The organism is Salinicola halophyticus, assembly GCF_003206695.1.
Lineage (GTDB): Bacteria > Pseudomonadota > Gammaproteobacteria > Pseudomonadales > Halomonadaceae > Salinicola > Salinicola halophyticus.
Genome location: NZ_PZJN01000006.1, coordinates 213721 through 227624 on the forward strand (window position 1 = coordinate 213721; position 13904 = coordinate 227624).

10 protein-coding genes and 3 tRNA genes are annotated in these 13904 nt (G+C 63.1%); 10 read left to right on the plus strand and 3 right to left on the minus strand.

Going from position 1 to position 13904, the window contains the following annotated elements:
• Nucleotides 1–128: 128 nt before the first annotated feature.
• Nucleotides 129–2711 carry a DNA mismatch repair protein MutS gene (gene mutS / locus DOM58_RS08825; protein WP_110692537.1) on the minus strand — a complete coding sequence of 861 codons (2583 nt, stop codon included), beginning with the start codon at nucleotides 2709–2711 and terminating at the stop codon, nucleotides 129–131.
• Nucleotides 2712–2991: 280 nt separating this feature from the next.
• Between mutS and DOM58_RS08830 the strand changes: the two genes are divergently transcribed.
• The 10 genes from DOM58_RS08830 to DOM58_RS08875 all read left to right on the plus strand — a co-directional run bounded on the left by DOM58_RS08830 (nucleotide 2992) and on the right by DOM58_RS08875 (nucleotide 11047).
• Nucleotides 2992–3180, plus strand: a complete 189-nt coding sequence (locus tag DOM58_RS08830; RefSeq protein ID WP_075561138.1) for a hypothetical protein — start codon at nucleotides 2992–2994, stop codon at nucleotides 3178–3180.
• Between the two features lie 332 nt (nucleotides 3181–3512).
• The gene (locus DOM58_RS08835; RefSeq protein ID WP_110692538.1) at nucleotides 3513–4040 is read left to right on the plus strand and encodes a CinA family protein; all 528 of its coding nucleotides are present in this window, start codon (nucleotides 3513–3515) and stop codon (nucleotides 4038–4040) included.
• A gap of 206 nt (nucleotides 4041–4246) precedes the next feature.
• Nucleotides 4247–5311 carry a recombinase RecA gene (gene recA, locus DOM58_RS08840; RefSeq protein WP_110692539.1) on the plus strand — a complete coding sequence of 355 codons (1065 nt, stop codon included), beginning with the start codon at nucleotides 4247–4249 and terminating at the stop codon, nucleotides 5309–5311.
• 21 nt (nucleotides 5312–5332) lie between these two features.
• Nucleotides 5333–5842 carry a regulatory protein RecX gene (locus DOM58_RS08845; protein ID WP_110692540.1) on the plus strand — a complete coding sequence of 170 codons (510 nt, stop codon included), beginning with the start codon at nucleotides 5333–5335 and terminating at the stop codon, nucleotides 5840–5842.
• A gap of 292 nt (nucleotides 5843–6134) precedes the next feature.
• Entirely contained in the window at nucleotides 6135–8738 is a 2604-nt protein-coding gene (gene alaS, locus DOM58_RS08850; protein WP_110692541.1) for an alanine--tRNA ligase, read from the plus strand.
• 78 nt (nucleotides 8739–8816) lie between these two features.
• Nucleotides 8817–10061 carry an aspartate kinase gene (locus DOM58_RS08855; protein WP_075561143.1) on the plus strand — a complete coding sequence of 415 codons (1245 nt, stop codon included), beginning with the start codon at nucleotides 8817–8819 and terminating at the stop codon, nucleotides 10059–10061.
• Between the two features lie 230 nt (nucleotides 10062–10291).
• On the plus strand, nucleotides 10292–10489 hold the full coding sequence (gene csrA, locus DOM58_RS08860) for a carbon storage regulator CsrA (RefSeq protein WP_075561144.1): 198 nt from the start codon (nucleotides 10292–10294) through the stop codon (nucleotides 10487–10489).
• A 215-nt stretch (nucleotides 10490–10704) separates the two neighbouring features.
• Nucleotides 10705–10797 (plus strand) — tRNA-Ser (locus DOM58_RS08865).
• A gap of 52 nt (nucleotides 10798–10849) precedes the next feature.
• Nucleotides 10850–10926 (plus strand) — tRNA-Arg (locus tag DOM58_RS08870).
• A 44-nt stretch (nucleotides 10927–10970) separates the two neighbouring features.
• A tRNA-Arg gene (locus tag DOM58_RS08875) sits at nucleotides 10971–11047 on the plus strand.
• A 93-nt stretch (nucleotides 11048–11140) separates the two neighbouring features.
• Here DOM58_RS08875 and DOM58_RS08880 read toward each other — a convergent pair.
• Together DOM58_RS08880 and DOM58_RS08885 are read right to left on the minus strand one after the other, a co-directional pair.
• Nucleotides 11141–12127, minus strand: coding sequence for a tRNA dihydrouridine synthase (locus DOM58_RS08880; RefSeq protein ID WP_110692542.1), 987 nt, complete (start codon nucleotides 12125–12127; stop codon nucleotides 11141–11143).
• A 223-nt stretch (nucleotides 12128–12350) separates the two neighbouring features.
• On the minus strand, nucleotides 12351–13856 hold the full coding sequence (locus DOM58_RS08885; RefSeq protein ID WP_245392204.1) for a tripartite tricarboxylate transporter permease: 1506 nt from the start codon (nucleotides 13854–13856) through the stop codon (nucleotides 12351–12353).
• Between the last annotated feature and the right edge of the window lie 48 nt (nucleotides 13857–13904).

Genomic DNA, 13904 nt, shown 5'->3' on the forward strand with positions numbered 1-13904 from the left:
CAGGCCGGGCAAGCGGGCGTTGTGAACATCGAGGAATGGCCTTATAGCTACCCATCCCTCGGCGTGATTCGCGCCAGACTTGGAGTTAGATGAAAACTCGGCTGGCGCAGGCAGTTTTCGTACCCATCCTAGTGTTGCTCGCGCCAGGCATAGAGAAGCTCCAGCGCCGCCCGCGGCGTTAGCGAATCGATGTCCAACGATTCCAGCGCCTCGAGAACCGGATGCGGGGTCGCGGCAAACAGATCCGCCTGCTGTGGTCCGCCGGCCGTGGGGCGACTGTCGGACGCCGGCGGCAGCGTTGTCGGCTGCTCGAGGCTGGCCAACTTGTCGCGGGCGCGGGCGATGACGTTTTGCGGAACGCCGGCGAGCTGGGCGACCTGCAGGCCATAGCTCTGGCTGGCCGGGCCTTCCTCGACGCGGTGCATGAAGACGATGCCGTCCTTGTGCTCGGCGGCGGTCAGGTGAACGTTGGCCACCGTTTCCTGCTGCTCGGCCAGCGCGGTCATCTCGAAATAGTGGGTTGCGAACAGCGTGAACGCGCGCTGCGCGGCCAGGTGCTCGGCGCTCGCCCAGGCCAGCGACAGGCCGTCGAAAGTGCTGGTGCCACGGCCGATCTCGTCCATCAGCACCAGGCTTTCGGCCGTGGCGTTGTGCAGGATGCTGGCGGTCTCGGTCATCTCCACCATGAAGGTGGAACGTCCGCCGGCCAGATCGTCGCTGGAACCGATCCGGGTGAAGATACGATCCACCGGGCCGATCTCGGCGCTGTCGGCGGGCACGAAACTCCCGGTGTGGGCGAGCAGGGCGATCAATGCCGCCTGGCGCATGTAGGTCGACTTGCCGCCCATGTTGGGGCCGGTGATGACCAGCATGCGGCGGTCATCGTCGAGAATCAGGTCGTTGGGCACGAACGGATGCTGGCTGACGTGTTCCACCACCGGATGGCGGCCGCCCCGAATGTCGAAGCCTGGCGTTTCCAGCAGATGCGGGCGCACGAATTCCAGATGCTGGGCGCGCTCGGCAAAGGCGCAGAGCACGTCCAGTGAGGCCAACGCGCGTCCGGTGGCCTGCAACGCATCGAGATCGGCGTTGAGCGTGTCGATCAGGCTTTCGTAGAGCAGCTTTTCCCGTGCCAGTGCGCGTGACTTCGCCGAAAGCGCCTTGTCCTCGAACTCCTTGAGTTCGGGGATGATGAAACGCTCCGCGTTCTTCAGCGTCTGGCGCCGAATGTAATCGGCCGGCACGTCGCGGGCCTGGGCACGAGGAATCTCGATGTAGTAGCCGTGGACGCGGTTGTAGCCGACCTTGAGGCCGGGCAGGCCGGAGCGCTCGCGCTCGCGCAGCTCGAGCTGGATCAGGTAGTCGCCGGCGTGTTCGGCGAGGCCACGGTACTCGTCGAGCTCGGCATCGAAGCCTTCGCGAATGACACCGCCTTCGCGGAGCACGACCGGCGGATTGTCCATCAACGCCCGGGTCAGGGTGTCGGCCAGCTCGGGGTAGGGACGAATGTGGCGGCCGAGATCGTTCAGCGCGCTCTCGCCCTCGACTCGTCCTAGATCCTGCTGCAGCGTCGGCAGTACCTCGAGCGCGTCGCGCAGCCGGGCCAGATCCCGGGGGCGGGCGCTGCGCAAGGCCACGCGAGCCAGAATGCGTTCGACATCGCCCACGGCGTTGAGCGGCTCGCGAAGCAGCAGATACTGATCGTCGTCGAGCAGCAGTTGCACGGCGGCCTGACGCGCGCCGATCTGGGCGCGATCGCGCAGCGGCCGATTGAGCCAGCGCTTGAGCAGCCGTGACCCCATGGGCGTGACGCTGGTGTCGAGCACGCTGGCCAGGGTGTTGTCGCCGGTGCCGCCGAGATTGATGTCGATCTCGAGATTGCGCCGGCTGGCGGCGTCGATCACCACCGCTTCGTCGCGGCTCTCCACCCCCAGCGCGGTGACGTGGGGCAAGCGGGAGCGCTGGGTATCGCGGGCGTAGTCGATCAGCACGCCAGCGGCGACCAGGGCGGTCTCGAGGTGCGTGCAGCCAAAACCGCGCAGATCGGCGACCTCGAACTGATCGCACAGCAGCCGGTTGGCGGTCTCCAGATCGAAGTGCCAGTCGTTCTGACGCCGCAGCCCGGACCGCTCGGCAAGTGTCGGCGGCAGATCGAGACTTTCGGCAGCCAGCAGCTCCGCCGGTTGCAGGCGGTGGATCTCGGCCAGCATGTCGGCCTCGCCGTCGACTTCCAGCACGCTGAAGCGGCCGCTGGAGAGTTCGAGCCAGGCGATGCCCCAGCGTTCGCCGGCACTGTGCAGCGATACCAGGAGGTTGTCGCGGCTAGCATCCAGCAGCGCTTCGTCGAGCAGCGTGCCCGGCGTGACGATCCGTACGACGCGACGTTCCACCGGGCCCTTGGAGGTAGCGGGATCGCCGATCTGCTCGCAGATGGCCACCGACTGGCCGGATTTGACCAGCCGAGCCAGATAGGACTCGGCACTGTGGTAGGGGATACCGGCCATGGGAATCGGCTTGCCCGCCGACTGCCCGCGTGCCGTCAGCGTGATATCCAGCAGCTGCGAGGCGCGCTTGGCATCCTCGAAGAACAGCTCGTAGAAGTCGCCCATGCGGTAGAAGAGCAATACGTCAGGATGCTCGCGTTTGATCTTGAGGTATTGCGCCATCATCGGCGTATGCTGGGTGCTCTTGCTGGCGGCCGCGTCCTGCATGGTATCTCGGTAAGCTCCGTCGATTCCGGGGGCCGATGAGACATCGGCGTGCCGGGTGCTGAGAGGAACGCCAAGGTTACCACGGCGCTACTGGGTCCAACACGGCGTGCCGCGATGGCCGAGCTTGTTTCGGTGATCGGTGAAGATCATGATTGGCTTGTCGACTCTACACGCTCATGGCTGCCTTAGAGGGGATCAGGCATCAGGTCTAGTGATTTCAACCTGAGTGCCTGCCGATAACTCGTTACAGTGTTGAAAACCGGCTACCGAGGACCCCCATATGGCCCGGTTGGTGCTCAACCATCTCAGCGACTCCACCTATCGGTTACTGGCGATCGAGGCCAGTCAACGCAACGTCAATCTCAGTGAGCTGGCCGTCGTGCTGCTGGAAATTGCGGTGGCCGAGCTGGCCGCGCGTCATCCGGCCGTGCTGCCGCCGCCGAACGAGGGCTCCCACGGTTCGCGTTGAAGCGGCCGCTATCGTCTCGTTGCCGATCTCAACGTTATTGCCACCACGTCACTATCGACAAGGTCACTATCGCCAAGGTCGCTGTCGTGGAATTCACGGCCGCCATCGATGACTGCGGTTTCCCGAGCCTGTTTTCCGAACCCTTGGTCGATACGGTCGAGCGCTGCGTTGCATCAATGCCGATTCCCCGCATACTGGGATGCAGCCGGTTTCCATCGGCGTGAAGGTCGCGGTTAGCGCGCGGACCGTTGCCGGACGTGAGTCCCAATTTTCACGTCTCGCTGGCACACGCCATTTGCACACGCGCGATTTGCCCAGGAGGAAAGCCACGCATGCCGCAATCCGGATTGCCTGTCGATATCGAGCTGGGCGCCGACGAGCTGTCGCGGCGCCTGGGCGAAGCCTGTCTGGCGCGAGGTATTCGAGTGACGACGGCGGAATCCTGTACCGGCGGCGGCGTTGCCAGTGCGATCACCTCGATTGCTGGTAGCTCGGCATATTTCGAAACCGGTTACGTCACCTACGCCAACGTCGCCAAGCAACGGCTGCTGGGCGTTTCGCCCGATACGCTGGACGTTCATGGCGCCGTCAGCGAGGAGACAGTGCGGGAAATGGTGGCCGGCGCCTGCCGCGGTAGCGGGGCGGAGCTGGGCGTGGCGATCAGTGGCGTTGCCGGCCCCGGTGGCGGGACTCTCGACAAGCCCGTGGGCACGGTGTGGTTTGCCTGGGGTGACGAACGTCGCCAGCGCGTGAAATGTCATCATCTGCCCGGTGACCGACGAGGCGTGCGCGATCTGGCCGTTGCGGTGGCGCTGGCCGGGTTGCTCGAGTCGCTGCTGGAGAACGGCACCGTTGCCTAGTCCGCATGGCAGAGGCCCTGCCCATGGCTTTCCGTGAAGACATGGTCGAAAATCTTGGGTCGGGGATAGGCGCGCAAGGTTTTTTTCGCCATACTACTGTCTAACCATACAGTGCATGATAAACAGTGCACGACAAATCAGTACGTGAGCCGATCGCCGTGAACGGCGTTACTCCGACTCACCCTGCGCATTCATAGGAGACGTTCATGGCACAGGACGAAAACCGCAGCAAGGCACTCAATGCGGCTCTGTCACAGATCGATCGCCAATTCGGCAAGGGCACCGTGATGCGTCTGGGTGATACCCCGCGTACCGCGATTCCGGTCGTGTCGACGGGGTCTCTGGGGCTGGATATCGCGCTGGGTGTCGGCGGGCTGCCGTACGGCCGTGTCGTCGAGATCTTCGGGCCCGAATCCTCGGGCAAGACCACGCTGACGCTATCGGTCATTGCTCAGGCCCAGAGAGACGGCAAGACCTGCGCTTTCATCGATGCCGAGCACGCACTCGATCCCAGCTACGCCGAGAAGCTGGGCGTCAATCTCGACGATCTGCTGGTCTCGCAGCCGGACACCGGCGAGCAGGCGCTGGAGATCTGCGACATGCTGGTGCGCTCGGGGGGTGTCGATGCCATCATCATCGACTCCGTTGCGGCGCTGACGCCACGTGCCGAAATCGAAGGCGAGATGGGCGACTCCCACGTCGGCCTGCAGGCGCGTCTGATGTCGCAGGCACTGCGCAAGATCACCGGCAATATCAAGAACGCCAACTGCATGGTGGTGTTCATCAACCAGATCCGCATGAAGATCGGCGTGATGTTCGGTAGCCCCGAAACCACCACCGGTGGTAATGCGCTGAAGTTCTATTCCAGTGTTCGCCTCGACATTCGACGTATCGGTGCGGTCAAGCAGGGCGACGAGGTCACCGGTAACGAAACCCGGGTCAAGGTGGTCAAGAACAAGGTGGCGCCACCGTTCCGCCAGGCGGAGTTCCAGATTCTGTACGGAAAGGGCATCTACCACGCGGGTGAGGTGATCGATCTGGGCGTGCAGTGCAACCTGGTCGACAAGGCTGGTGCCTGGTACAGCTACAACGGCAGCAAGATCGGTCAGGGCAAGGCCAACGCCGCGCAGTATCTCGAGGAGCATCCCGAGATCATGACCGAAATCGAGACCCAGATCCGGGCCCAGCTATTGGCTACACCGGAACCCAAGGAAAAAGCGCCCGAAGCTGCCGTCGCCGAAAGCAACGACGCCAGCGATACGCTGCTGTAAGCCAACGGGCGGTTGTCTTCGATGTTCGATCGTGACGATGGAGATTTCCCCCGGGGCGCTTCTTCCGGGGACGGTTCTTCCAGAGACGCCTCCCCTCGAGATGTGGCCATTCGATTTCTGGCTCGGCGTGAATACTCTCGCGTCGAGCTGGAAAACCGGCTGCATGCCAAAGGGGTGGAAAGCGAAGAGATTCGTACGACGCTGGATGACCTGGTTCGCGACGGGCTTCAATCCGATACGCGCTTCGCCGAGGTGTTCGTGCGCTCGCGTGTCGCGCGGGGTCAGGGGCCGGTCAGGATCCGAGTCGATCTGGGACAGCGCGGAATCTCCGAACCGCTGATGACGTTGGCTTTTGAGACGGAATCGCCTGATTGGCAAGCATTGGCCTGCCAGGCGCTGGCCAAGCGGTTCGACGACCCTGGCGCCACGCCTCGCGAACGGGCCAAGCGCGAGCGCTTCCTTGCGGGGCGCGGGTTCGAGTTCGACCACGTTCGTCATGCCATGGCTTGTGCCTGGCAGGACGATGCGTGATATCGAGATGCTGATACGCGAGTCGCGTGTCGCTCGATTCTCTTCCTCTTCCTTCTCCTTCCTGTAACTTCTCCTTTCTCTTCCTGCCTTATCTCTAGTCGCACACGATCGCCGGGAGCGCCAAATTTCGGCGACAGCGGTGTCGCACTCGACAGACTATCGGCCGACCACGTTATACTAATGCGCTTTGCGATGGCCGGAGAGGTGCTCATGGCGCCTTTTCGATGCCGGATTTTGCGTTGCCACGTGGTCTGCTAGCCGCCGTGGGCGCGCCTATCGCCACGGATTGTTTATGAAAAGTGCAGAAATCAGACAGGCTTTCCTGAGCTACTTCGAGGAGCGCGGACACACCATCGTGCCTTCCGCCTCTCTGGTGCCGGAAAACGACCCGACGCTCCTCTTCACCAACGCCGGCATGGTGCCGTTCAAGGATGCGTTTCTCGGCCGGGATCAACGCCCGTACGTGCGCGCCACCTCGGCGCAGCGTTGTGTGCGTGCCGGCGGCAAGCATAACGACCTGGACAACGTCGGCTACACCGCCCGTCACCACACGTTTTTCGAGATGATGGGCAACTTCAGCTTCGGCGACTACTTCAAGGCCGACGCGATTCGCTATGCCTGGTCCTTCATTACCGACGTGCTGGGATTGCCCAAGGACAAGCTCTGGGTGACCGTCCATATCAGCGACGATGAAGCCGCCAGGATCTGGATCGACGACATCGGCGTCGATCCGGCGCGGCTGTCGCGGCTGGACGAAGACAACTTTTGGCAGATGGGCGATACCGGCCCCTGTGGCCCGTGTTCGGAAATCTTCTACGACCACGGTCCCGAGGTCTGGGGTGGCCCGCCGGGGAGTCCGGAAGAGGACGGCGATCGCTACATCGAGGTCTGGAACCTCGTCTTCATGCAGTTCGATCGTGACGCTTCCGGCAACATGAACCCGCTGCCCAAGCCGTCGATCGATACCGGCATGGGGCTGGAGCGCATGGCTGCGGTGATGCAGGGCGTGCACTCCAACTACGAGATCGATCTGTTCCAGAACCTATTGCTGGCGGCGGCCGAGGTAACCGGTCACGACGATATCAAGACGCCGTCGCTACGCGTCATCGCCGATCATATCCGCTCCTGTGCCTTTCTGATCGTCGATGGCGTGCTGCCGTCCAACGAAGGCCGGGGTTACGTGCTGCGGCGGATCATTCGTCGCGCCGTGCGCCATGGTCACAAGCTCGGGGCCAGCGAGCCGTTCTTTCACAAGCTGGTGGCGGCACTGGATGCGGAGATGGGCGAAGCCTATCCCGAACTGCACCAGGCGCGCGATCAGATCGAGCGCGTACTGTTGAAGGAAGAGCAGCAGTTCGCGCGCACGCTGGATCACGGCATGGGCCTGCTCGAAGAGGCGCTTTCGGCGCTCGAGGGTGAGGTTCTGCCTGGCGAGACGATCTTCAAACTCTACGATACCTACGGCTTCCCCTATGATCTGACCGCGGACGTCTGTCGCGAGCGTGGCGTCACGCTCGACGAAACCGGGTTCGAACGCGAGCTCGAAGCTCAGCGGCAGCGGGCGCGCGCCGCCAGCCAGTTCGGCGGTGACTACGGCGCTGCGCTCGAGCTCGAGGGCAGCACCGAGTTCACCGGTTACGACCGTCTCGAGGATTCGTCGATGGTACAGGCGATCGTCGACAGCGAGGGCAATGCGCTGGAGGCTCTCGAGGAGGGCCAGAAAGGCGTCGTGGTGCTGGATCGCACGCCGTTCTATGCTGAATCGGGCGGCCAGGTGGGCGACACAGGCTATCTGCAGGCGAACGATGGCCGCTTTCAGGTGACCAATACGCGCAAGCAGGCCGGGCATCATCTGCATGAAGGGCTGATGGTCGGTGGTCGCCTGGCCGTCGGCGAGCATCTCGCGCCGCAGGTGGATCCTTCACTGCGCCAGGCAACGATGCGCAACCACTCGGCAACGCATTTGATGCACGAGGCGCTACGTCTGACCCTCGGCGATCACGTACAGCAGAAGGGATCGCTGGTCAGCGCCGAGCGTCTGCGTTTCGACTTCAGCCATTTCGAGCCGGTCACCCCGGATCAGCTGGCGCAGGTCGAGCGGATCGTCAATGCTCAGATCATGGCCAACGCGCCGACCCGGACCGAGTTGATGACGCTCGACGAGGCGAAGGCCAAGGGCGCGCGTGCGCTGTTCGAAGCTAAATACGCCGATAGCGTTCGCGTGCTGACCATCGGCAGCGACGACTTCTCGATCGAGCTTTGCGGGGGCACTCACGTGGCGCGCAGTGGCGATATCGGCCCGTTCCATATCGTCGCCGAGTCGGGTACCGCAGCGGGTGTGCGTCGTATCGAGGCGGTCAGCGGAGAAGGGGCCCTGGCGTGGTTCGATGCCCAGGAGCGTGAACTGAACGCCGTCGGCGAGCGACTCAAGGCCAAGCCCGAGCAAGTCGTCGAGCGCCTGGACGCCGTTCTCGAGCGTCAGCGATCGCTGGAGAAAGAGCTCGAACGGCTCAAGGCCAAGCTGGCGAGCGCAACCGGTAATGACCTGTTGGAGGAAGCCCGGGACGTGGCCGGCATCAAGGTGCTGGCGACCCAGCTCGAGGGCATCTCGGGCAAGGAGCTGCGGGGCCTGCACGATCAGCTCAAACAGAAGCTGGGCTCGGGTGTGCTGGTACTGGCGACATCCCAGGATGGCAAGGTCAGCCTGATCGCCGGTGTCACCGACGATCTGACCGCCAGGGTCAAGGCGGGCGAGCTGGTCAATCACGTCGCCGCGCAGGTGGGCGGCAAGGGCGGTGGGCGCCCGGACATGGCCCAGGCGGGCGGTAGCGATCCGTCACAGCTGCCGGCGGCGCTGGAAAGCGTGCCGGCCTGGGTCGCGCAGAAGCTGAGCTAGGACTGAGAGGCTCGGCTAAATGCATTCACGTCCGGCGTTCGCGCCGGACGTCAACGCTAAGGAGCGATAAGCAGACTCATGGCGCTATACGTACAGAAGTTCGGAGGCACATCGGTCGGCTCGGTCGAGCGGATCAAGGCGGTGGCCGAGAAGGTCAAGCGCGATCGGGATGCAGGTCACCAGGTGGTAGTGGTGGTCTCGGCGATGAGCGGCGAAACCAATCGGCTCATCGGCCTGGCCAGTCAGATCAACGAGGATCCGACGCCGCGCGAGATGGATATGCTGGTTTCGACCGGCGAACAGGTCACCATTTCTCTGCTGGCCATGGCCCTGCACCAGCTGGGCGTGCCGGCGACGTCGTATACCGGCGCCCAGGTAGGCATTCGCACCGACAGCGCGCACACCAAGGCGCGGATTCAGCGGATCGAGACCGATGAGATCCAGGAGGATCTGGACGACGGCCAGGTCGTGGTCGTGGCGGGTTTCCAGGGTGTCGATGAAGAAGGCAACATCACCACCCTCGGACGTGGCGGTTCGGATACCACTGGTGTCGCCCTGGCCGCGGCCCTGAAAGCCGACGAGTGCCAGATTTATACTGACGTCGACGGTGTCTACACCACCGACCCACGAGTCTGTTCCAAGGCGCAGCGCCTTGAGAAGGTCACTGTCGAAGAGATGTTGGAACTGGCGAGTCTCGGCTCCAAGGTATTGCAGATCCGCGCCGTGGAGTTCGCCGGCAAATACAACGTACCGTTACGCGTGCTCTCGAGCTTCGAGGAAGGGCCTGGCACGCTGATCGTCGCAGACGAGGAATTCGAATCGATGGAAGAACCGCTGATCTCCGGTATCGCCTTCACGGCGAATGAAGCCAAGCTGACCCTGCTCAACACGCCCGACGTGCCCGGTGTCGCCTCGCGGATTCTGGGGCCAATCGCCGATGCCAACATCGAAGTCGACATGATCGTGCAGAACGTGGCGCCGGCTGGTGACTACACCGACTTCACCTTCACGGTGGCCAAGGGCGATTACAAGCAGACCATGCGCATTCTGCAGAACGATGTCATTCCGGCACTGGGCGGGGGCGATCTGCGCGGTGACGAGAACATCGCCAAGGTTTCGCTGGTCGGTGTCGGCATGCGTTCCCACGCGGGTGTGGCCTCCAAGATGTTCCGCGTGCTAGCCGAAGAGAATATCAACATCCGCATGGTCTCCACGTCCGAGATCAAGATCTCCGTGGTGATCGACGAAAAGGCGATGGAGCTTGCCGTACGCGCATTGCACACCGCGTTTGGGCTCGATAAAGACAGTATTCAGAGCGAATAGACGAATAACCCCTTCAACAATGCCTCAAGCGTTCTACGCTTAGGGGGAGTTGGAAGACGGTGAAGGAAAACACACGTTCTTTCAACGACGCCGCGGGTTTTCATGGAAGGCGTCATTGGCCTGATGGTCCGTATGACGCATAATCGCTGCTCGGGTAGGAAATCTGCTCTGCAGGCGGCCCGAGAGCGTGACCCGAGAATGGAAGAAGGCCCTGAGAAGGAGATCAGATAATGCTCATCCTGACCCGACGAGTGGGAGAGACTCTCATGATCGGTGACGACATTACCGTCACGGTTCTGGGAGTGAAAGGGAATCAGGTGCGTATCGGCGTGAACGCGCCCAAGGATGTGGCCGTCCATCGTGAAGAGATCTATCAGCGTATTCAGCGCGAGAAATCCGAAGATGAAGACGGCGGTCCTGGCGCATGAGTGCTGGATAGGCGCTTTGGTACCGTCTGAGCTGGTGAAGTCGTCCCCTTTATCGGCTCGGGCTATTACTGAACCCCCTTTCATCCTCATGACTTCGCCTTCTGACCTTGTCTCGCGGTAACTTATTCATCCTCTGAGGTTTTTCACGAAAAAAGTTTGGCCTTCGGCTGGACAATGCTCAGCAGAATCGGTAATCTACGCGCCGTGCTGATCGGGGAGAGGTGGCCGAGTGGCTGAAGGCGCTCCCCTGCTAAGGGAGTATAGGGTTTATAGCCCTATCGAGGGTTCGAATCCCTCCCTCTCCGCCATTTTCGAACAATCGAAAATCTCGATCACACCGTGTGAAAATTTGTGGATCAAGCGCCCGTAGCTCAGCTGGATAGAGTACCTGACTACGAATCAGGGGGTCGGAGGTTCGAATCCTCCCGGGCGCACCACCCACGCTGACGCATCGATTCATAGCGTCGTTTCACCAGAATTCGCGCCCGTAGCTCAGCTGGATAGAGTACCTGACTACGAATCAGGGGGTCGGAGGTTCGAATCCTCCCGGGCGCACCATCCAGTCGAAAACCCCCGCATCTCTGATGCGGGGGTTTTTGTTTGTCTGGCTTTTGTTTGTCTGGCCCTCGGCGATGAGAAAGTGACGACCGCCTAGACGGCTGTCGAGACGTCGTGAGACGAGACGCCCGGCTCGGAAGCGTGCAAGCCCGCCAGGAAGGGCGTCAGGGCGGTTTCCCGGCGCAGCGCCATGAAGCGCGTAGCCGCCTCTGCATCGCGTCCTCGCATGTGGTTCAGCCACTGCTTCAGCAGCGATACGATCACTTTCTCCGCCATGCCCGCACGGCGCTTGGCGTCGGCGTAACGGCACAGCATGTCGCTGCGTGCCGACCATGGTGTGGCCAACAGGCGCTCGCCGCCCGACACCTGCCAATGACGAATGCGCCGTGCCAGCCAAGGGTCTGCCAGCATGCCGCGGCCGAGCATGACATCGCGGCAGCCCGAGAGAGTGCGCGCCTTCCAGTAATCCTCCAACGACCAGATATCCCCGTTGGCGACCACCGGCACGCTCACGGCGGTGCGAATATGAGCAATCCATTCCCAGTGGGCGGGAGGACGGTAGCCTTCGCGCCGCGTTCGGGCGTGAACGACCAGCTCGTCGGCACCGCCGGCTTCGGCGGCCTGCGCACAGGCCAGTGCCAGCCGCTTGTCATCGAAGCCCAGCCGCAGCTTGGCGTTGACCGTGACGCCGAAACGCTGACCCACCTCGGCGACGGACGCGACAACGGCGTGCACGCGTGCCGGCGTCCGCAGCAGCGAGGCACCGCCGTCGTGGCGATTGACGGTTTTGGCAGGGCAGCCGAAGTTGAGGTCGAGGCGCGTCGCGCCCAGGGCGATCGCCTGCTCGGCGTTGGCCGCCAATGCCTCTGGGTCGGAGCCAAGCAGCTGCAACGTGACGGGCGTGGACGACGGCGTGACCGGCCCCGAGCTGCCTGCCGTCGCCAACTCTGGACAGTGGCGCAGGAACACTCTCGGGGGCAATTTTGCATCGACGACCCGCACGAACTCGGTGACACACCAGTCCAGCGCGCCATCCTCGCTCAGCAGCGCTCGAGTATCGGCATCGATGACGCCTTCCATCGGCGCCAGACCGAGTCGGCCCGGTACCGCCGGAGTCGCTCGAGAGAAGGACGCGCCAGGGTTGCACGTATCGGGAGTGCACGCATCGGGACTGCACGTATCGAGATTGGAAAAGGGATGTGCCATACGACCTCCGGATGATCGGCGGCCACGCTAGCACACCTCTCGTCGGGGGCGAATGAAAAGATGAGCGGCGCCCGCGTGGGTCGACCGCTCGCTAGAATCAGGCTTGCACGGCAGCCCGCTGGCGGAGAATGCGTCGAACGGTGAACGCGACCGACAGCACGGCCAGAATCAGCAGTCCGGCCGAGATCGGCCGCGTTAGAAACAGCGTCCAGTCTTCGTCGGCCATCAACGCCCGGCGCAGGTTGGTCTCGGCGATGGGCCCCAGAATCACGCCGAGTACCAGCGGCGCCAGCGGGTAGTCGAGCTTGGCCAGCAGATAGCCCACCAGGCCGACGCCGATCAGCAGATAGAGATCGGTGACCCGGTTGTTGAGCGCCAGTGCGCCGACCGCACAGCAGACCAGGACCACCGGTACGATGATCGATTTGGGGATCTCGGTAATCCGCAGAAACCAGCGCATGCTGACCAGGCAGAAGGCCAGCACCATGACCGCGGCCAGGAACATCGCCAGAAACATGCCGTAAGCCAGGTCGGCGTTGTCCATGATCAGGCGCGGCCCGACGCTGATGCCCTGGACCATCAACGCCGCCATCAGCACCGCGTCGACCGCGCTTCCGGGAATGCCGAGCGCGATCATCGGGATCAGCCCGCCGCCGGCGGTCGCCGAATTGCCCGATTCCGAGGCCACCACGCCATCGGCAATACCGGTCCCGAAGCGTTCCGGGGTCTTCGAGGCGCGTTTGGCCTGGTCGTAAGCGATCAGGTTGGCGATGCTGCCACCGGCGCCGGGCACGGCACCGATGACCACGCCGATCATCGACGAACGCAGCAGATTGCCTGGGTGGCTCAGCACTTCACGCATCACCGCGAACGGACGGAACTGTATCTCGCCGCTCACCAGCGGTTTCCCCTGCTGGAGCTCCGTCGGATTCTCGACCTCGCTGGCCAGCTGGCTGACCGCAAAGATGCCGATCAATACCACCAGAAACGGGATGCCGGCTGCCAGCACGTCGACACCGAAGGTGAAGCGGGGCACGCCCATCATCGGGTCCTGGCCTACCGTTGCGATGAAAAGCCCCAACAGGCTCATCATCAGGCCCTTGAGGATCGACTTGCCGACCAGGCTTGCCACCACGGTGACGGCGAACAGGATCAGCGAAAAATACTCCCAGGGGCCGAGCTTGACCGCGATCATCGCCAGCGGCGGCGCGGCGACGATCAGCACCACCGCGCTGACCAGGGCGCCGAAGAACGAAGCCCAGATACCCAGCGCCAGCGCCCGTCCCGGTTCACCCTTGCGCGCCATGGGATAGGCGTCGAAGGTGGTCGCCACCGCGGAAGGGGTACCGGGAATGCCGAGCAGGGCGGCGCTGATCAGCCCGCCGGAGCCGCCGCCGACATAGACGGCGAGCATCGTCGCCACGCCTTGCAGTGGCGGCATGGTAAAGGTCACCGGCAGCGTCAGCACGATCGCCATGGTGATCGTGAAGCCGGGGATGGCGGCAGCCACGACGCCTGCCACGACCCCAATCATCATGCTGACGAGCGTCGCCAGCGAAAACAGTTGTTCGACGCTGCTGAGCAGCGCATCGGTCATCGGCATGGGGAATTCTCTCGTCCCGTTGATCTTGTTTGAGCGAGGCTATCGATT